At 65.2% G+C, this 19,853-nt stretch carries 18 protein-coding genes; 5 read left to right on the plus strand and 13 right to left on the minus strand.

The genetic code is table 11. The features are described from left to right. Window positions 1-84: 84 nt before the first annotated feature. Genes recQ through ACS8Y6_RS10545 form a run of 3 tightly spaced genes read right to left on the minus strand, consistent with a single transcriptional unit; the run spans window position 85 to window position 4,924 of the window. Window positions 85-1,890 (minus strand): DNA helicase RecQ, encoded by a 1,806-nt coding sequence (gene recQ, locus ACS8Y6_RS10535; protein ID WP_440848473.1) that lies wholly within the window; start codon window positions 1,888-1,890, stop codon window positions 85-87. A gap of 2 nt (window positions 1,891-1,892) precedes the next feature. Continuing rightward, window positions 1,893-2,594, minus strand: coding sequence for a PAQR family membrane homeostasis protein TrhA (trhA, locus tag ACS8Y6_RS10540; RefSeq protein ID WP_440848472.1), 702 nt, complete (start codon window positions 2,592-2,594; stop codon window positions 1,893-1,895). 56 nt (window positions 2,595-2,650) lie between these two features. Beyond that, entirely contained in the window at window positions 2,651-4,924 is a 2,274-nt protein-coding gene (locus ACS8Y6_RS10545; protein WP_440848471.1) for an acyl-CoA dehydrogenase, read from the minus strand. 263 nt (window positions 4,925-5,187) lie between these two features. Here ACS8Y6_RS10545 and ACS8Y6_RS10550 point away from each other — a divergent pair, with 263 nt between their 5' ends. Beyond that, window positions 5,188-5,871, plus strand: a complete 684-nt coding sequence (locus tag ACS8Y6_RS10550; RefSeq protein WP_109994671.1) for a TetR/AcrR family transcriptional regulator — start codon at window positions 5,188-5,190, stop codon at window positions 5,869-5,871. A gap of 76 nt (window positions 5,872-5,947) precedes the next feature. On the opposite strand, the gene ACS8Y6_RS10555 is transcribed toward ACS8Y6_RS10550, so the two are convergent. From ACS8Y6_RS10555 to fabD, 10 genes are all read right to left on the minus strand, one after another. Beyond that, window positions 5,948-6,310: a PilZ domain-containing protein gene (locus tag ACS8Y6_RS10555; RefSeq protein WP_440848470.1), complete on the minus strand. Its 363-nt coding sequence runs from the start codon at window positions 6,308-6,310 to the stop codon at window positions 5,948-5,950. Further along, window positions 6,307-7,305: a hypothetical protein gene (locus tag ACS8Y6_RS10560; protein WP_440848469.1), complete on the minus strand. Its 999-nt coding sequence runs from the start codon at window positions 7,303-7,305 to the stop codon at window positions 6,307-6,309. Before ACS8Y6_RS10560 ends, ACS8Y6_RS10555 begins: the two co-directional genes overlap by 4 nt. Beyond that, window positions 7,296-7,931 carry a dTMP kinase gene (tmk, locus tag ACS8Y6_RS10565; RefSeq protein ID WP_440848468.1) on the minus strand — a complete coding sequence of 212 codons (636 nt, stop codon included), beginning with the start codon at window positions 7,929-7,931 and terminating at the stop codon, window positions 7,296-7,298. The genes ACS8Y6_RS10560 and tmk overlap by 10 nt, the downstream gene beginning before the upstream one ends. Then, window positions 7,928-8,935: an endolytic transglycosylase MltG gene (gene mltG / locus ACS8Y6_RS10570; RefSeq protein WP_440855529.1), complete on the minus strand. Its 1,008-nt coding sequence runs from the start codon at window positions 8,933-8,935 to the stop codon at window positions 7,928-7,930. Before mltG ends, tmk begins: the two co-directional genes overlap by 4 nt. 21 nt (window positions 8,936-8,956) lie before the next feature. Next, entirely contained in the window at window positions 8,957-9,760 is an 804-nt protein-coding gene (pabC, locus tag ACS8Y6_RS10575) for an aminodeoxychorismate lyase (RefSeq protein WP_440855530.1), read from the minus strand. Continuing rightward, window positions 9,753-11,144, minus strand: coding sequence for an aminodeoxychorismate synthase component I (locus ACS8Y6_RS10580; RefSeq protein ID WP_440855531.1), 1,392 nt, complete (start codon window positions 11,142-11,144; stop codon window positions 9,753-9,755). Before ACS8Y6_RS10580 ends, pabC begins: the two co-directional genes overlap by 8 nt. Next, window positions 11,141-12,382, minus strand: a complete 1,242-nt coding sequence (gene fabF, locus ACS8Y6_RS10585; RefSeq protein ID WP_440848464.1) for a beta-ketoacyl-ACP synthase II — start codon at window positions 12,380-12,382, stop codon at window positions 11,141-11,143. Before fabF ends, ACS8Y6_RS10580 begins: the two co-directional genes overlap by 4 nt. Before the next feature lie 93 nt (window positions 12,383-12,475). Continuing rightward, window positions 12,476-12,715, minus strand: coding sequence for an acyl carrier protein (gene acpP / locus ACS8Y6_RS10590; protein ID WP_109994678.1), 240 nt, complete (start codon window positions 12,713-12,715; stop codon window positions 12,476-12,478). A gap of 100 nt (window positions 12,716-12,815) precedes the next feature. Further along, window positions 12,816-13,571, minus strand: a complete 756-nt coding sequence (gene fabG, locus ACS8Y6_RS10595) for a 3-oxoacyl-ACP reductase FabG (RefSeq protein WP_440855532.1) — start codon at window positions 13,569-13,571, stop codon at window positions 12,816-12,818. Window positions 13,572-13,614: 43 nt separating this feature from the next. Beyond that, on the minus strand, window positions 13,615-14,583 hold the full coding sequence (gene fabD / locus ACS8Y6_RS10600) for an ACP S-malonyltransferase (protein ID WP_440855533.1): 969 nt from the start codon (window positions 14,581-14,583) through the stop codon (window positions 13,615-13,617). Between the two features lie 127 nt (window positions 14,584-14,710). On the opposite strand from fabD, the gene ACS8Y6_RS10605 reads away from it, so the two are divergent. The 4 genes from ACS8Y6_RS10605 to acnA all read left to right on the plus strand — a co-directional run bounded on the left by ACS8Y6_RS10605 (window position 14,711) and on the right by acnA (window position 19,778). Continuing rightward, entirely contained in the window at window positions 14,711-15,157 is a 447-nt protein-coding gene (locus ACS8Y6_RS10605; RefSeq protein WP_440855534.1) for an NUDIX hydrolase, read from the plus strand. Next, entirely contained in the window at window positions 15,154-16,314 is a 1,161-nt protein-coding gene (mnmA, locus tag ACS8Y6_RS10610; protein ID WP_440848460.1) for a tRNA 2-thiouridine(34) synthase MnmA, read from the plus strand. Before ACS8Y6_RS10605 ends, mnmA begins: the two co-directional genes overlap by 4 nt. Continuing rightward, window positions 16,311-16,910, plus strand: coding sequence for a lysogenization protein HflD (locus ACS8Y6_RS10615; protein ID WP_440848459.1), 600 nt, complete (start codon window positions 16,311-16,313; stop codon window positions 16,908-16,910). Before mnmA ends, ACS8Y6_RS10615 begins: the two co-directional genes overlap by 4 nt. A 135-nt stretch (window positions 16,911-17,045) precedes the next feature. Beyond that, window positions 17,046-19,778 carry an aconitate hydratase AcnA gene (gene acnA / locus ACS8Y6_RS10620; RefSeq protein WP_440855535.1) on the plus strand — a complete coding sequence of 911 codons (2,733 nt, stop codon included), beginning with the start codon at window positions 17,046-17,048 and terminating at the stop codon, window positions 19,776-19,778. Window positions 19,779-19,853 lie beyond the last annotated feature (75 nt).

Consider the following 19,853-nt stretch of genomic DNA (forward strand, 5'->3'; position numbering starts at 1 on the left):
TCGACGGATTTGCGGTCTCCAACGCGGCACGTGTACGAAACGGCAACAGGCCCTAACCGAAAAATCATCTATTTTTGTGCCGGGTTAATAACTCACATGTTGCGCTATGGTCTCGACGAACGCGCGGCCATAAGCGTCGCGTTTCTTTTCGCCCACGCCCGGCACATCCGACAACTCGGCGACATCGGTGGGCCGCCGCGCAAGCATCTCGCGCAGCGTGGCATCATGGAAGATCACGTAGGGCGGCACATCCTGCTCGCGCGCCAACTCCAGCCGCAGCGCCCGCAATGCCTCCCAGAGCGGCTCATCCTCGATCTCGATCGGCGGCAGCGCCTTCCTGACCGCCCGGCGCGAGCGTTTGCCGCTGCGATCCACCCGCAGCTCCAGCGTTTGCTCGCCGCGGAGCAACTCGCGACAGCCGGTGGCCAGTTGGAGGCCACCGTAGGCCTGCTCGACGTGAATATAGCCGAGCGCAATCAGTTGCCGCATGATCGAACGCCACTGCTTGGCCGAAAGATCGTCGCCGATCCCGGCTGTCGACAGCGCGTCATGCCCGAGCTCGCGCGCGCGATCCGAGTGTGCGCCGCGCAGATGATCCACGACATAGCCCGTACCGAAGCGTTGGCCGGTGCGATATATCGCCGATAGCGCCATGCGCGCATAGCGGGTGGCGTCATAGGTTTCCGGCGGATTGAGACAGGTGTCACAGTTGCCGCAGGCGGTCTCGCATTGCTCGCCGAAATAACCGAGCAGGTTGATACGTCGGCAGCTGGCGATTTCGCAGTATGCGAGCATCGCATCCAGCTTGGCCCGCTCGACCCGCTTGCGGTCTTCGGCGGCTGCGCCCTGCTCGATCATGCGGCGCCGCTGTACGGCATCGCCGAGCCCGTAGAGCATCCAGGCCGTCGCGGGTTCGCCGTCGCGACCGGCTCGACCGGTTTCCTGATAATAGGCTTCGATGCTGGCCGGCAGATCGAGATGCGCCACGAATCGCACGTCGGGCTTGTCGATGCCCATGCCAAAGGCGACCGTCGCACAGATGATCACGCCTTCCTCGCGTAGAAACCGCGACTGGTGATGCTCGCGCATGGCCGGCGACAGACCGGCGTGATAGGGCAACGCCGTATGGCCGGCGCGCGTCATCCACTCGGCGGTGTCCTCGACCTTGCGCCGCGACAGACAATACACAATGCCGGCCTGCCCGGGATGCTCGCGCTCGATGAAGTCGGCGAGTTGTTGTTTGGCGTTGCCGCGCTCGGCCACCCGGTACTGAATGTTCGGCCGATCGAAGCTGTGCAGATAACGCGCCGCGTCTTCCAACGCCAGACGCTCGATGATTTCCGCCCGCGTCGGCAGATCGGCGGTCGCGGTGAGGGCCATGCGCGGCACATCCGGAAACTGCTCGGCCAATGCTGCGAGCTGGCGATATTCCGGCCGAAAGTCGTGCCCCCACTGCGATACGCAATGCGCCTCGTCGATGGCGAACAGCGCGATCGACGAACGCTGCAGGAGATTCAGCATGCGCGGCTGGAGCAGTCGTTCCGGCGCGACATAGACGATATCCAGGGCGCCGCTGGCGACATCGCGTTCGATCGCGGCCTGCGATGCGGCGTCGAGGGTGGAATTCAGATAGGCCGCCGCCACACCCAATTGCCGCAATGCCGCCACCTGATCCGCCATCAATGCGATCAACGGCGACACCACCACCGCGACCCCCGGACGCACCAGCGCCGGGATCTGATAGCACAACGATTTGCCGCCGCCGGTGGGCATCAGCACCAGGGCATCGCCGCCGTCGACGACGTGCGCGATGATATCGGCCTGTTGCCCGCGGAACGCGCTGTAGCCGAAAACCGACGTCAGCACCGATTGCGCCGAGCGCGCTGCCACGATCAGGACGTCTGGCTCAGGGCGGCCGCCGACGGGGCCAGCGGGATCACGTAGAACAACACCGCGAAGAAGTGACAGGCGCTACCGGCGATCACGAACACGTGCCATATGGCGTGGTTGTACGGCATGCGGTCCCAGGCGTAGAAGACCACGCCGACGGTATAGGCCACGCCGCCTGCCAGCAAAAGCCAGATGCCGCCGGGTGCTACGTTCTCGAGCAGCGGGCGGATCACCAGCACTACAGTCCAGCCCATGGCGACATAGAACGAGGTGGACAGATAACGCACATGCCGCAGCGATGTGGTCTTGATGACGACGCCGGCGAGTCCGAGCGCCCAGACCAGACCCAACAGGCTCCAGCCCCACACACCACGTAGATTGACCAGCGTGAACGGCGTGTATGTCCCGGCGATGAGAAAATAGATCGCCAGGTGATCGATCACCCGGAGCACGCCCTTTGCCCGCGGCGGCGCGATGCTGTGATACAGCGTCGACGCCAGATGGGAGAAAATCAGGCTGGTGCCGAAGATGGATACCGCGACGATATGCCAGACCGTGCCATACAGCGCGGCATAAACCACCAGGATAACCATTCCCGCGATCGACAACGCCGTGCCGATGCCCGACGTGACGGCGTTGGCGATCTCTTCGCCCAGGGTATAGCCGCTGCTGTTCACCCGCGGCCCGGATTGCACGCTGCTCATGGCGCGTATTGTGCCACGCCCGAACCGCTTTCGCGGTACGGGCATGGCCCCGGCCGCTATTGGCTAGCCGCCCGCGCCATCCCCGGGTCGTGCCCGTCGTACGCGTTGTCGTCATGACGCGACAGGCTGTCGCGGTAATAGTCCGCCTGATCGAACACATCCACCTGGATGGCGGCCAGGCGGGCGGTTTCGGCGTCGCGGATGCGTTGCGCCTCGTCCGCCGAGATGATCCCGGCGGCCAGCGCGGGCTCGATCGCCGCGACCACGTCCGGAGCGCTGATCTTGCCGTGACGCATCGCCTTTTTCACCCGCATCTGTGGCTCGGCCGATTCACTCACCAGGCGCCAGGCATGCAGCAACCGCCCCATGCCCGGCTCGTCGTCGCGCGGCGACCCCAGGCCGCCGAGGGCGATGCGCTGATACTGTTCGCCCGGCGTCTGGATGGCCGCCGCGACACGGCGATCCTCGGCATCGCCCGGCCCGCTAGACAGCGGATTGATCTTGAGGAAAAACCGGCCCGGATAACGCAGCATCCAGCCCACCACGGGCGTATCGAAGTTGGCGTAGATCCCCTCGAACGCGCGCTGGATTTCCAGCAGGCAGTATTTGAGCGCCCAATGAACGACCGGCAGATCCTCCTTCCTGGCGCCCTCGGCATGGAAACGGCGCAGCGTGGTCACCCCGAACACCATCCAGGACAAGGCATCCGCGAAGCGGCCGGACAGCTGCCCGCGTTGCTTGAGCTTGCCGCCCACGCAAAACATCGCCAGATCGGTGAGCAGCGCAAAACGCGTCGACGCCCAGCCGAGTTTCTTGAAATAGCGCGCGGTCTCGTCCGCCACCGGCGCCTTGACCGTCGCCCCGCGGGTGAGGCCGCGGACCACCCCGCGGCCGACGTTGGCGATGGCGTGGCCCGTCCAGCCCAGCAGCGCCTTGCGGAATGCGCGCACATCCTTGTTTTCGAGCGCGCCCAGCGTCGCCAGCGCATAGGGATGGCAACGCACTGCCCCCTGTCCGAAGATCATCAGCGTCCGTGTGAGGATGTTCGCGCCTTCCACGGTGACACTCACCGGGGCCGAGATATAAGCTGATCCGAGAATATTGTTCGGGCCCTGCATCACGCCGGCGCCGGCCATGACATCCATGCCATCGATCAGCAGCTGTTGTCCCAGCTCGGTGGTCTGCTGCTTGAGAATGGCCGAGACCACCGGCGGGTGATGCCCGGCATCGACCCCCGCGCACACGTACACCCGCGACGATTCGAGCACATAGGCCAGGGCCGCGGTGCGCGCGACCTTGGCGGTCACACCCTCCATCCAGCCAATCGGGATGCCGAACTGTTCGCGCACCATGCTGTACGGCCCCACCGCGGCGGCCGCCGCCTTGGCCGAAGCCACGCCCCCGGCGGGCAGCGAAACCGCCCGTCCGCCGCCAAGCTGCTCCATGAGCATGCGCCAGCCCTGCCCCGCCTGCGCCGGGCCGCCGATGATGTTATCGGCCGGGACCACCACATCCTCGCCGTGGATCGGGCCGTTGTCGAACGGCCCGATCGGCAGGTGGTGATCGCCCAGGCGCAGACCTGGCGTGCCTTTTTCCAGCAGGACCACCGTAATGCCGGGCTGCTCGCCGCCACCCAGCAGGTTGTCCGGGTCATGCAGCTGGCAGGCCAGACTCACCAGATTGGCGACCGGCGCCAGGGTGATATAGCGCTTGGTGAAATTCAGGCGCAGCTTGAGCTGGCCGTCGTCCGCCTTGAACACGACCGCCTCGGCCCGAATCGAGGCAGCATCCGACCCCGCTGTCGGTTCGGTCAGGCCGAAGCACGGCACGAACTCGCCGCTGGCGAGTTTCGGCAGGTAATGAGATTTCTGTGCCGCGGTGCCATAGCCGATCAACAACTCGGCCGCTCCCAGTGTGTTGGGGATGACCACGAGCGTGCCCACCGGCCCGAGCTGCGCAGTCTTCATCATGACGGCGCTACGCCCCAGGGTGGAAAACCCGGAACCGCCGTATGCCTTCGGGATGATCAGCCCGAAGAAACCCTGCTCGCGCAGGAACGCCCAGATTTCATCCGGGACGCGACGGGTGTTGTGCAGTTCCCAGTGATCCACTCGCCGTAACAGCTCCTCGACCGGCCCGTCCAGAAAAGCCTGCTCCTCCGGTGGCAGCGCCGGATAGGCTTCCTGCATCATTGAGTGGAAATCTGGATTACCTGAAAACAACTCGCCGTCGATCCAGACCGAGCCGGCGTTGAGCGCCTGACGTTCGGTATCGGAGATGCGCGGGAGCACTTTAGCCTTGTCCAGCTTGTTGAGGATCATCGAAAACATGCGATTCTCCGGGCTTTATTGCACGGCAGTACAAAACGATTGCGCCTGGCGACAGGCCGCGCACGCGGGTAGACATTGATCTCAGCTTAGCTCGACTCGCGTCATGTTCCAACAATAATAAAAATTACTATTTTCATTTGACCCGTCCGCCATATCCTGACTGATTATCATTGCGCGCAATTATCGAGACGATTAGACATGATTGGGAGAGGAATGATGCAGTGGTAAAGTCGCTGCTTTGTTTCGTGTAACAGGTATTACTGGTGATCGAGCGCTATCCAAAGACAACAATCGAGCGTGAAAAAGCCCTGGCCCAGATCGATCCGGAAACCCGTCATCGCATCGAGGATGCCGCGCGGGTGCTGTTCGCGGAACGGGAATTCCATCGGGTCAAGTTGATCGACGTCGCCAAGCACGCCCGCATCAGCCTGCAGACGCTGTACAAGTATTACGGCAGCAAGGAAACCGTGCTGTTCGCGAGTCTCGACACCTGGCTGTCGATCCTGGCCCGTCGCATGATCGATCACCTGCAGGGAATCGAGAACTTTCGCGACCGGCTGCGCAAGGTGTTCTGGGTGTTGCTCGATTACTTCGAGCGCAACCCGGAAGTCGCCCAGATCATCCTGAGTTCGGTATATCTGAATACCTGGCGCGAGGACGATACATTTCGTCAGCCCCAGCTCATGTCGGTGTTTCTCGGTGTAATCGAGGAAGGCCGTCGGGCCGGCATCCTGACTTCCGCCGTGGACGAGGTCGAGATCTCGGACTTCATCTGGGGCGTGGCCAATCGCAACGTGGCGATGTGGCTCATGCGCGGGCGCAAGTACGGGCTGGCCGAACGCGCGCCCGTGCTGTTCAACATGATATGGCGGGGAATTGCCAGCGATCCCGCGCTTGCCGAAACCCTAGATATCGAAATGGAACCGCGGCCGATGACAACGCGCTGAATCGCGTTGGGCACGGCCGGCGTCCGCTGCGCAGGGCCCGTGCCAACGTCTCGGATCTGCCGTGGGATAACCCGGTCTAAAGCGTGTGCGTCGGCCGCTCGCTTTCGAGCTGCCCCGCCAGCAGCGTTTCGATACGTTGCTGAATCTTGATCCCGTCCGGCTCGGCAAACTGCACCCCGATGCCGGGCGGGCGCTGCGTACCCGGAAGCGACACCCACACGATCCGTCCGGCCACGGTCACGCGTTCGTCCTGCTCCTTGAGATGGAGCAGGAGAAAGACTTCCGCGCCCAGATCGAAATGCATGTCCAGCAGGTGCGGCTGGCCCACGAAAAGCCCGCCGTTGCGGATGAAGGGCATGTACGCCTCGTACAGCGCGCGGTTGCTGGGCACGTCGAAACGTACGATGCCGGATTGTCCGGCGATATTATTATCGCTCATGGCGTGTCGATGGCCTCGGCGACATACTGGCTGAGTTCGATGAATACAGACTCTACCACCAGTCGCCAGTCGGCGTTGGTCTCGGCCGTCCGGGCGACGTCGGATACGCGTCGGCTCCAGGCTTCGAGGCGCCGCGGCCCCAGCCGGCGGGCGGCCTGGGCCAGGCCCGAGTCGAGGCTTGGCGAATCGGCCCCGAGCGCGGCCAACAGCAAATCATTGCAGCGTCGGTAGAGCCAGTCGACCCACAACCGGCGTTCGGCCTCGTGGGCACGTTCGGCAACGCTGACCGGATTGGCGCGACGGGCCAGCAGCCGTGCCAGATCCCTGTCCCACTGCTCGACCAGAGGCTGGGCGCCGGCGTCGTGACGGGCCCGCAGTGCAAGCGGCGTACGCAGGCTGTCGTCGTCGGCGCGGCTGGCGTCGAAATCCTGGCCGGCCAGCCAGGCACGCGCGGTATCCGGCGCGGCCGCCGGCACGGTCCAGATCTGGCATCGGCTGCGGATGGTCGGCAATAATGCCGACACGCGATCGCTGATGAGCACGATATGACAGCCTGCCGGTGGCTCCTCCAGTGTCTTGAGCAGACTGTTGGCGGCACTGGTGGATAACGAATCGGCCGGGTCGATCCACCCGATGCGCCCGGTCGAATACTGTGGCGTGAGATGCAGCGCGTGCGAGAATCGACGGACCTGTGCCACCTTGATCGCCTTGCCCGTATCCTCCGGCGTGAGCCGAGAAATATCCGGGTGTGTGGCCGCCGCACGCTGGCGGCACCCCGCGCATACGCCACAGGCGTCGCCGTCGGCCGTACGCGCCCGGCAAAGCAATGCGGCGACCAAACGCCAGGCGAAGCGACGCTTGCCAACCCCCGGCGTGCCGGCGATCAGCAACCCGTGCGCGACGCGGCCGGCCGCGAGCCCGGCTGCCATGTGTGCCCACATCGGATCGTGCCACGGCAGCTTGAGCGCCCTGTCGTCGACCGGGGTCACAGCCATGCCTCGACGGCGTCGATCAGGGATTGCGATACGGTTTCCGGCGCCGCGGCAGCATCGATCACGGCATAACGCGCCGGCGCCAGACGCGCCCGTTCGAGATAGTTGGCGCGCACGCGCTCGTGGAACGCCAGCGTCTCCTGATCGAAGCGGTTGACTTCGCCCCGATTGCGCGCCCGGCTCAGGCCCTGCGCCACCGGCAGATCGAACAGCAATACGCCATCCGGGCGCCGCTCGCCCTGCACGAGGCGCTCGAGCGTGGCGACCGCGGTTTCGCCCAGACCCCGAGCAGCGCCCTGGTAGGCATAGCTGGCATCGGTGAAACGATCGCAGAGCACGATTTCGCCGGCCGCCAGCGCGGGTTCGATCACTTGTGCCAGATGCGCTGCGCGCGCGGCAAACATGAGCAGAAGTTCACTCATCGCCGGCATGGGCGCATCGTATTCGCCCATCAGGACGCCACGAATGGCTTCGCCGAGACGCGTTCCGCCCGGCTCGCGCGTGGTACGGACGGTATGGCCGGCCGCACGCAGATACGCGGCCAGATGACCGATCTGGGTCGACTTGCCGGCCCCCTCCCCGCCTTCGAAGGTGAATAGGCGCCCGGTGTGACTTCGGCCGTCGTTCATGATCCACCGCCCAGCTGATATTTGCGCACCTCTCGATTGTGTTCGGCCAGCGTATCGGAGAACACAAGGGTGCCGTTGCCACGCGCGACGAAATACAACGCCTTGCCGTGGGCCGGGTGTAACGCGGCGCGAATGGAAGCGCGCGACGGCGAGGCAATCGGCGTCGGCGGCAGCCCCTTGCGTGTGTAGGTATTGTACGGCGTATCCCGTGTCAGGTCGGATTTGTGGATATCGCCGTCGTAATTGGGAATACCGTAGATCACGCTGGGATCGGTCTGCAGCCGCATGCCCTTTTTCAATCGTCGATTGAATACGCCGGAGACCCGTGCACGCTCGGACGGCACGGCGGTCTCCTTCTCGATCAGCGAGGCCATGATCAATGCCTGATACGGCGTATGGATGGCCAGATCATCCGCCCGATCGGCCCAGGCTTTGTGCAGGAACCGCTGCATCGCGTTGTAGGCCCGCTTGAGAAACGCGACATCGCTCATGCCCCGGGGAAACATATAAGTATCCGGCATGAACCGGCCTTCCGCCTTCTGATCCGGATGGCCGAGCGCCGCCATGATCTGCGCACTGGATTTGCCGCGAAGCGTGTGTTTGAGCGCGGGATCGTGGTTGACCGCCTGCATGATCTGTTTGAAGCGCCACCCCTCGACCAGCGTCAGGCGGTGCTGGCGGATCTTGCCCGATGCCAGGAGCGCGAGCAACTGGCGTGGATCCTGCTGCGCCGGCACCAGATACTCGCCGCTCTTGATGCTCGTTGCCTGGCCCGTGAGGCGTGCATAGAGCGACAGATAACGCGCGTCCCGCGCCCGCCGGATGATTTGCTTGCGGCGCAACTGATGGACGAGCGCGCGAAAACTCGTGCCCGGCGCCACCTCGATGAGCGCCGGCTGTGTATTCCCGAGTGGTTCGGTGAAAAAGCGTGCGACATCAGCCCCAAGAATGGCACCGGCCAGCAGGGCCGCCAGGACGAAACCGTAGACAAGACGCAGGAACACGGGCGTCGCAACTCCTTGAAACTAATGACTGCTCACAAGCAGCGCATTCGCGCGATCGGCCAGCGCCCGACTTTCGGCAAACCGGTGCTCGCCGATGCAGGGTACCGCCAGCGCGCCGCTGACGCTGTTGCAGGCCACGGCGCCAACGAAATCCCCCAGGCGTGCGCAGGTGATCTCGCACTCGGCGAGTGCCGGGAGCGCCGCGCGCAGTCGCTCGCGCGTGGCTCCGATCACGCCGGCGTGATCCAGCCTTGGCGTCCACCAGTCGCCGGTGCCGTCGACGAACAGCAGATTACGCATAGTGGTACAGACGATGCGACCGGCACTGTCGCACATCGCCGCGTCGGCGAGGTTACGGCGTTCGCAGTCGCGACGTGCCAGCACCTGTTCCAGACGGTTGAGATGCTTGACACCCGCGAGCACGGCCGGCGTGGCCAGCACGATGGGACAGATCGGCAGTGCCAGCGCGTCGGGTATACCCGCCGGCTGGCCGCAGTGCAGGCTCACGATCCGGCGTGGCACGGGCTGGCCGGGCGGCGCATAGCCGCGCCCGCCACTGCCCCGGGTGATGACGATCTTGACGATGCCGGAGGCGCCGTCGCCGGCCAGCGCCCGGATATCGGCCTCGAGTCGCTCGCGTTCCGGTGTCTCCAGGCCCAGCGCCGCACAGTCGTGTGCCAGCCGCGCGTAGTGAAAGCGCCAGGCGAGTGCGATCCCCGATTCCACGCGCATCGTTCGGAATATGCCGTCGCCATAGGCCAGACCGCGGTCGTCGGCCGGCAGTGCCGTGGCGGGTCGACCGTTGATCAACATCCGGTCAGCCATGGACCGCGCGCGCTTGTGCGGCACGGAAGGCACGCAGTACGCCGTGCGCCTTGTGCCGGGTTTCGGCCAGCTCCGACGCCGGATCCGAGTCGGCCACGATGCCCGCACCGGTACGCAGTGTCAGGTCGCGGCCGACCTGGGTCAGGGAACGGATGATGATGTTCGTGTCCAGCGTACCGCAACGACTCAGATAACCGATGCTGCCGGTGTAGGCGCCGCGGCCCGTGCGCTCGAGCTCGGCAATGATCTGCATGCAGCGCACCTTCGGGCAACCCGTGATCGTACCGCCCGGAAAGACCGCCCTGAGGGCGCCGCCCGGGCCGACACCGGCCTCAAGCTGCCCGCATACATTGGACACGATGTGATGCACATGTGCGTAGGATTCGACCACCATCAGCTCGTCCACCGCGATGCTCCCGGGCCGGCATACCCGCCCGAGGTCATTGCGGACCAGATCGATGAGCATGACGTGTTCGGCCCGTTCCTTCGGGTGGGTGATCAATTCCTCGCTGATCTCGGCATCGCGGCCGAGGCGTCGTCGCCGGGTACCCGCGATCGGCCGTACGCTGGCGCGGCCATCGCGCAGCGACAGCAGTCGCTCCGGCGATGAGCAGACCAGCGCCGCGTCCTGCCAGTGCAGCAACGCGGAAAATGGTGCCGGGTTGGCGGCCCTGAGTGCCGTGTAAACATGGCCCGGCGCGACATCCTCGACCAGTCGGCCATGCCACGCCCGCGCGAGATTGGTCTGAAACACGTCGCCGGCCCGGATGTATTCACGCGCACGCGCTACGGCGTCGAGGTAGTCCTCCGGCGCGTCCTCCTGCCAGCGAATCGCCGGGTAGGCGACATCGTTGGCCGCTGTTGTTCCGCCCTGCGACTCGATCATTGCGACCAGCGCGGCCACACGATCCACATCGGCATTCTCGGACACCACTTCGAGAGTCGCGTGCTGACGATCATGGATGATCGCGCTGTGGCAGCGAAGCGCGAGCGCCGTCGGCAGGCCGTCGCCCGCGGGTGGCAATGCCAGACCCGGCTCCACGCCGGCGGCCATCTCGTAACCGAGATAAATCAGCCAGCCGCCGATGAACGGCAGATCCGTGGTTGCGGTCTTCGCCTGACGAGCGCAGGCGTCGAGGGCATCGAAGAATGCAGAGCGCGAGCCCGATTGTTCGGGGGTTATCGCCTCGGCGGGATCAGCCAGCAGAATGTCGTAGCGCGACTGTGCCGCCGCGCCCGCACTTGACTCGAGCAACGCCGGAAACAACCCGGGTTCGGCGCGCGCCAGTCGGTACAGCGCTGCATGATCGCCGGCGTCAAGAGTCGCCCGGGCCAGATCGTGCGCCACCCCGACCCGACCCGCGGGACGAGTCCGCGAGGTCAATCGAAACGCTTGAGTATCAGTGAGCCGTTTGTGCCGCCGAAGCCGAAGGAGTTCGACAACGCCACGTCGATCTTCATCTGGCGTGCGGTGTGCGGCACATAGTCGAGCGTACAACCCTCGGCCGGGTGGTCCAGATTGATGGTCGGCGGGGCCACCTGGTCGCGGATGGCCAGCAGCGTGAAGATCGCTTCGACCGAGCCCGCCGCGCCCAGCATATGGCCGGTCATGGACTTGGTCGAACTCACGGCGACCTTGTTCGCCGCGCTGCCCATCACCGCTTCGATCGACTGGCTCTCGGAAACGTCGCCGGCCTGGGTCGACGTGCCGTGGGCGTTGATGTAATCGATATCCTCGCCGGCCATTTCCGCATCCGCCAGCGCATTGATCATGCACTGCCTGGACCCGCGACCGCTGGGCATGGTGATGTGGTGCGCATCGCCGCTCATGCCGAAGCCGACGACTTCGCCGTAGATCCTGGCGCCGCGCGCCTTGGCGGTCTCGAGCTCCTCGAGCATGAGCACCCCGGCGCCATCGGACAGTACGAAACCGTCGCGGTCGGCATCCCAGGGCCGGCTGGCGGCCGCGGGATCGTCATTGCGCGTCGACAGCGCCTTGGCCGAGCAGAAGCCGGCCAACCCGATCGGGTTGACGGCCATCTCGCAACCGCCGGCGACCATGGCCTCGGCATCGCCGTAAGCGATCATGCGGGCCGCCAGACCGATGTTGTGCACGCCGGTCGTGCAGGCGGACACGGCCGCGATGTTCGGGCCGTGCAGGTTGAGCTGGATCGAGATCTGGCCGGCCGCCATGTTCGCGATACTGCTCGGAATGAAAAACGGCGAGACCTTCTTCGGGCTGTAACCCGATTCGTAAAAGCTCGCACAGGTCTTGAGAATTGTGCCGATGCCGCCGATACCCGAACCCACGGCCACACCGACACGATCATTGTATTCGTCGGACAGTTCGTAGCCGCTGTCGTTGATGGCCTGAACTGCAGCCGCCACCCCGTAATGCACGAACGGATCGAAGCGCTTGGCCTCCTTGGGCGACATATAACGGGTGACGTCGAAATCGCGAACCGGACCGCCGAAGCGGGTCGGATATTTCGACACGTCGAAGCTATCGATCGACGTAATCCCGCTACGGCCGGCAACAATGCCGGCCCAGGTCGATTCCACGTCCAGGCCCAGCGGGGAAATCATCCCCAGGCCTGTCACTACCACGCGACGCTGTCTCAACGACGCCCCTCCAACGAATGGTGCCGTCCACAACGGGACGGCATTAATCCGGCCGGCCGGTCATGATACCGGCCAACGACTCCAACAGGGCTATCAGCCCTCGGCGTGCGACTTGATATAGTCGACTGCGTCCTTGACCTTCACGATCTTCTCGGCTTCCTCATCGGGAATATCGATTTCGAACTCTTCCTCAAGCGCCATGACCAGCTCGACCGTATCCAGCGAGTCGGCACCCAGGTCGTCGACGAACGAGGCTTCCGAGGTCACCTGGTCTTCGCTGACCGACAGCTGCTCGGCAATGATTTTCTGTACTCGTTCTTCCACGCTACTCATGGGTTGTCTCCTGTTGCTTGTGTGCGCGTTCATGAAGCGCGAATCCGCCCTCGCGAACCGCGCGCCATTCTAGGGAAAAAGGTGTCGTCTCGCCAGACGATTACGCCCCCATATAAAGTCCGCCGTTAACACTCAGCGTCTCGCCCGTAATATAACCGGCTGCGGGCGAGACGAGAAATGCAACGGCAGACGCGATATCGTCGACCGCCCCGAGGCGGCCGAGCGGAATCTGGCCGAGCATGGCCTCGCGAGTGGCCTCCGGCAGATCCCGCGTCATGTCGGTTTCGATGAAACCGGGGGCTACGGCGTTGACAGTGATCGCCCGCGAGCCCACCTCGCGAGCCATCGAGCGCGTCAATCCCAGCAGGCCCGCCTTGGCCGCACTGTAATTGACCTGCCCGGCATTGCCGGTCAGCCCGACCACCGAGCTGACGTTGACGATACGGCCGGTACGGGCCTTCATCATGCCCTTGAGAACCGCCCGGGATACGCGAAAGACGCCCGACAGGTTGGCGTCGATGACGGCCTGCCAATCGTCGTCCTTCATGCGGAGCATGAGCGTGTCACGGGTAATGGCGGCGTTGTTGACCACGAGGGTCGGCGCGCCGAAATCCTTGCCGATCTCCTTGACCAGCGCCTCGATCGCGGTCGCATCGGTGACGTCGAGCACGCGGCCGGCCCCGGCCGGGTCGCGGCGGGCCAGGCGCTCGTCGATGGCTGCCGCGCCCTGGTCGCTGGTCGCCGTGCCGATGACGGTCGCGCCGTCGGCGGCGAGGCGGTCGGCGATGGCGGCACCGATGCCGCGGCTGGCGCCGGTCACGAGAGCAATTTGGCCGGACAGAACATTGGAGGACATAACGAGCCTGGAACTGGGATTCGGAAGATGGAGAGACGGGCGATCAGCGCTCGTCGGCGCGCTCGTCGGCCGCGGCGAGTGCCGCGCGGAAATCGTCGGAATCCGACAATGGCAACGTCTGCAGTGACTTGTCGATACGCTTGTTCAGACCGGTGAGCACTTTGCCCGGCCCGCATTCGACGAAAAGATGACAGTTCTCCGCTGCCAGGCGCTGAATGGTCTCGCGCCACTGCACGGATTGCGCAAGCTGGGCCACCAGCGCGCGGCGCACGCCCCCGACATCCTCGCGCGGGCGGGCATCTACATTGTGATAGACCGGGATGCTCGGTTCGCGCAATGGTATATCGGCCAGGTGTGAAGCCAGCCGATCAGCGGCCGGCTGCATCAACGCACAGTGCGACGGCACGCTGACGGCCAGCGGTTTGACCATTCGGGCGCCCTTGTCCCTGGCCAGCGCCGAGGCCTTTTCCACCGCCGCGGTATGGCCGGCGATCACGACCTGGTTGGGGGCGTTGAAGTTCGCCGCCGACACCGTCAAGCCGTCGCTGGCCAACGCCGCCGATGCCTCGTCGCAGGCCGCGCGGACCGCGTCGTCGGACAAGCCGAGGACCGCGGCCATCGCGCCCTCGCCAGCGCCCACGGCATCCTGCATGGCCTGGCCGCGCAGGCGGGTCAGGCGCAATGCATCCGCGAAATCGAGCGTGCCCGCGACCACCAATGCGCTGTACTCCCCCAGGCTGTGGCCGGCCACGAAACTCGGCGCCGGGCCGCCCGCTGCCTGCCAGGCACGCCACACCGCCACGCTCGCCGCAACAAGCGCAGGCTGGGTGTATTCGGTACGGTCGAGCGTATCGGCCGGGCCATTGGCGACCAGGTCGGCCATGTCGTAACCGAGGGCGTCGCTGGCCTGATCTAGCGTCTGCTGGATCACCGGGTGCTGTTGGCCCAGCTCGGCCAGCATCCCGACCGACTGTGCCCCCTGGCCGGGGAAAAGCATGGCAAATCGCGACATACAGGTCTTGGTGGTTCAGCCTCCGGAGCGAATGGCGGCATCATACCCGGGGTCGGCTCGCTTGGCCACGCGAAAATCGGCTTTGCTAGAATCGGATGCTTCGATTTCGCCGGCCGAGGCCGCCGTCATGGTCCATGCCGAACTTACCGTTGCCGCTATCGTGAAACGCGACTCGCACTACCTCATGATCGAGGAGCTCGCGCACGGGCGGCGTGTGCTCAATCAACCGGCGGGCCACGTGGAACCGGGCGAGACCATTCTCGATGCCGCAATCCGGGAGACGCGCGAGGAAAGCGCCTGGCGCTTCCACCCCCGCGGCTTCATCGGCATGTACTACTGGCCGCACGCCGATGGCCGCACCACGCTGCGGGTCGCGCTCGCCGGTGACGTCGACGATCATGCCGCCGGGCAACCGCTGGACGACGGCATCATCGCCACACACTGGTTGACGCGTGACGCCCTGGCCGCCCGCTCGGATCTGCGCAGCGCCCTCGTGCTGCAGTCCATCGACGACTTCGAGTCGCACGATCTCATGCCGCTCGATCGGGTCCGGCACATGACGAGCCGCTCATGAGCACCATGCAACACAACCCCGCCGATACGCGCGTCATCGTCGGTCTGTCCGGCGGCGTGGATTCGTCGGTAACCGCACTCCGGCTGGTCGAGGCGGGGTATCGGGTCGAGGGCCTGTTCATGTTCAACTGGAGCGAGGATGAAGCCGGCCGCTGCCAGGCCGCGGACGACTTCGAAGACGCTGCAGCGGTTTGCGACGCCCTGGATATCCCGCTGCATCGAGCCGATTTCTCGCGTGAATACAAGTCGCGGGTATTCCGGTATTTTCTCGCCAGCTATGCGGCCGGACGCACGCCCAACCCGGACGTACTCTGCAACCGCGAGATCAAGTTCGATGCCTTCATGCATCATGCGGATCGCCTCGGCGCCGACATGATCGCCACCGGGCATTACGCGCGTGTCGACCATCGCGGCCAACACCCGCGGCTGTTGCGCGGGCTCGACGCGAGCAAGGACCAGTCCTATTTTCTGTCCGCGGTACCGATCGAGGCCCTGGCGCGGACCCTGTTCCCGCTGGGTGAGATCGACAAGACCGACGTGCGCGCGATCGCCAAGCGCGCGGGCCTGCCGGTTCACGACAAACCCGACAGCACTGGCGTGTGCTTCATCGGCGAGCGGGATTTCGAAGGATTCTTGCGTGAGTATCTGTCCGGCCGGGCCGGGCCGGTGCGTGTATCCGGTGGGCCGCTCGACGGACGCGTGATCGCCGAGCATTCGGGCCTCATCTACTACACGATCGGCCAGCGCCGCGGTCTGGGGCTGGGCGGCGTGGCCGGGGCCGCTGAAGGGCCGTGGTATGTCGTGGCCAAGGATCTGGCGCGCGACACGCTGTGGGTGAGCCAGGATGCAGCCCACCCCGCGCTGGAACAGACCGAACTGGTCGCAGGCGCGCCGCACTGGCTGATCGAGCCGCCCAACGGGCCGGTGCACTGTGCGGCGCAGGTGCGTTACCGCCAGGCGGCCATCGACTGCGTGACCACGCCGCGCGCGGACGGCGGCCTGCACGTGCGCTTCGAAAGGCCGCCGCGCGCGATTGCGCCGGGGCAGTATGTGGTGTTCTACGATGGCGCGCACTGCCTGGGCAGCGCCGAGATTCAAGCGGCCGCCGGCGGCGCCGCCGCCACCACCACGACCCAACGGAATGATCTTCCCGCATGAGCCAACACAACGCGACACTCGAGAACCAGGTGCTGGCGCTGGCTGGCGTGGCCCAGTTCACGCTCTATGCGCACGAGATGGCGACCGAGGGGCGCGATCTGCCGGCCCGGTTCGAGCGCGCGACGCAGGCAATCTTCTGCACCGACCCCGATAGCGCGATCGATGTCTACGGCGATCGTGCCGGTGTGGCCGACGGGATTCGTTACCTGCGTGTGCAACTGTCCGGGCAACGACCGGACGCCAAGGGCGCCGCGGTTGCGCGCTACATCGGCCAGATCCTGAAGCTTTCGGGCAAGGTGCTTGACGACGAACAGGCGCTCGGGCGCATTCGCGGCGCGATCGATCGCGCGCGTCTGGCCGAGCTCGACGCCGTCGCCGATATCCTCGACGCCGCCTATCGGGAAACGATCAGCCCGTTGAAACCGCAGATCATGCTGCACGGCGAACCGATGTATCTGAAGAATGAATACATCCAGCGACGTATCCGGACGCAGTTGCTGGCCGCGATCCGCTGTGGCGTGATGTGGCGCCAGTGCGGCGGCGGCTTCATATCGCTGTTCTTCCGTCGCAAGGCCCTGCTCGCCGCACTCGAGTGAGCGCCCGGGCGCGCCTTCGCGCCGCCACCGGCCCCGTCCTGCAGGCGACCGGATGAACACGGTATACTTCGCCCGTTTTCTCGTCGTTTGCGCGACGCATACGCCATAAGACCACAGGCCCAGGAGATGAGGTCCATGACCGATAGTTTTGGTACCCGTTCGCAGTTCACCGTCGGTGGACGCCGTTTCGACTATTTCAGCCTGAAAAAGCTCGAAAAACAGTTCCCGAGCGTGGCGAAACTGCCCTACGCTCAGAAGATTCTGCTGGAAAACCTCCTGCGGCACGAAGACGGCGCCAACGTCACCGCCGACGACGTCAAGGCGCTGGCGCAGTGGGAAGCCACCGCCGAGCCGGCGACCGAGATCGCCTTCACCCCGGCCCGCGTGGTATTGCAGGATTTCACCGGCGTACCGGCCGTGGTCGATCTGGCCGCCATGCGCGACGCCATGAAGAACCTCGGCGGCAGCCCCGCCAGGATCAACCCGCAGTCGCCGGCCGAACTTGTCATCGACCACTCGGTGATGGTCGACGAGTATGGCTCGGACAAGGCCTTCGATCTCAATGCCAAGCTTGAGTTCAACCGCAACAAGGAGCGCTACGCGTTCCTGCGCTGGGGCCAGGGCGCGTTCAACAATTTCAAGGTCGTGCCGCCGGACACCGGTATCGTGCATCAGGTCAACCTGGAGTATCTGGCGCGCGTGGTCTTCGGCAACACCGATACCGGGCTGGCCTATCCCGACACGCTGGTCGGCACGGACTCCCACACCACGATGATCAACGGCGTGGGCGTGCTCGGCTGGGGCGTGGGTGGCATCGAGGCGGAAGCCGCGATGCTCGGTCAGCCGATCACCATGCTCATCCCGCAGGTCATCGGCTTCAGGCTCACCGGCAAGCTGGCCGAGGGCACCACCGCCACCGATCTGGTGCTCACGGTCACCGAGATGCTGCGTGCCAAGGGCGTGGTCGGCAAGTTCGTGGAATTCTACGGCGAGGGCCTGGCCGATCTGGCCCTGGCCGACCGCGCGACCATCGCCAACATGGCACCGGAATACGGCGCGACCTGCGGTATCTTCCCGGTCGACGAGGAAACCATCCGCTACATGGAACTGACCGGCCGCGACGCCGAGCAGATCGAGTTGACCCGCGAGTACGCCAAGGCCCAGGGCCTTTGGCGTGAAGCCGGCGAGCCGGACGCGAACTACACCGACGCCCTGGAACTCGACCTGTCGACCGTGCAGCCGTCGCTCGCCGGGCCGAAGCGCCCGCAGGACCGCGTGCTGTTGTCCGACATGCAGGCCACCTACCGGCGCGAAGTCAAGCCGTTCATCGAGGCGCGCGAGGAGAAGGCCGGCAAATCGATGGCCGAGGCCAAGGAAGAAAGCGAAGGCGGCATTCCGAGCCAGAGCGTCGGTGGCACCGCCCGGGTCAGCTACAAGGAACACGATTTCGACCTGCACGATGGCTCGGTGGTGATCGCGGCCATTACCTCCTGCACCAACACCTCGAACCCGGCGGTGATGCTGGCGGCCGGCCTTGTCGCCCGGAATGCGGTGGCCAGGGGCATGCAGGTCAAGCCCTGGGTGAAGACCTCGCTGGCGCCCGGCTCCAAGGTGGTGACGGAATATCTGGAAAAGGCCGGCCTGGACGACGATCTCGATCAGCTCGGGTTCCAGCTGGTCGGCTACGGCTGCACCACCTGCATCGGCAACTCCGGGCCGCTGCCGGAGCCGATCGGCGATGCGGTGCGCGAACACAACCTCAATGTGGCGTCGGTGCTGTCCGGCAACCGCAACTTCGAGGGTCGCGTGCACGGCGATGTCCGCATGAACTTCCTGGCAAGCCCGCCGCTGGTCGTGGCCTATGCCCTGGCCGGCACGATCGACACCGATCTGACCCATGACCCGCTTGGGCAGGACGCCGAAGGCAACGACATCTATCTGGCGGACCTGTGGCCGTCGCAGAAGGAAATCTACGACACCATCGGTACGTCGCTGAACTCCGAGATGTTCAAGCACAGCTACGGTGACGTCTTCGCCGGCGACTCGCGCTGGCAGAACCTGGACGTGCCGGAGGGCGAGATCTACGCCTGGGACGCCGATTCCACCTACGTGCAGAACCCGCCCTACTTCGAAGGCATGACCGTCGAGGTCGACGATATCCCGGCGATCCAGGGCGCGCGTTGCCTGGCCAAGCTGGGCGACTCGATCACGACCGACCATATCTCGCCGGCCGGTGCGATCACGAAGGACAGCCCGGCGGGCCAGTACCTGCAGGAACAGGGCGTGTCGCCTTCGGACTTCAACAGCTATGGCTCGCGCCGGGGCAACCACGAAGTCATGATGCGGGGCACCTTCGCCAACGTGCGTCTGCGCAATCAGCTCGCGCCCGGCACCGAGGGCGGCTGGACCCGGCATCAGCCGTCCGGCGACGAGATGTTCATCTACGACGCGGCGATGAAATACAAGGATGAAGGCAGGCCGCTGGTGATCCTGGCCGGTAAGGAATACGGCACGGGCTCGTCGCGCGACTGGGCCGCCAAGGGCACCCTGCTGCTGGGCGTGAAAGCCGTGATCGCCGAGTCCTTCGAACGCATCCATCGTTCGAACCTGGTGGGCATGGGCGTACTGCCCCTTCAGTTCAACGAAGGCGATTCGCATGAGTCGCTGAGCCTCGACGGCACGGAAACCTTCGACATTGACGGGCTGACTTCCGGCGCCGGGTCGGTGCACATCACCGCGACCAAGGAATCCGGCGAGACGGTGACATTCGACGCCCGCGTGCGCATCGACACGCCCAAGGAGTGGGATTACTACCAGAACGGCGGCATCCTGCACTACGTGCTGCGGCAGTTGGCCAAGGCAGCCTGATCCGGCGACCGGTTCGGTACCTGGAGAGCCCCGCTTCGGCGGGGCTTTTTTGATGCCGTACCGCTGCCTCCGGAC

It is taken from the genome of Salinisphaera sp. RV14 (assembly GCF_052044135.1).
Taxonomy (GTDB): domain Bacteria; phylum Pseudomonadota; class Gammaproteobacteria; order Nevskiales; family Salinisphaeraceae; genus Salinisphaera.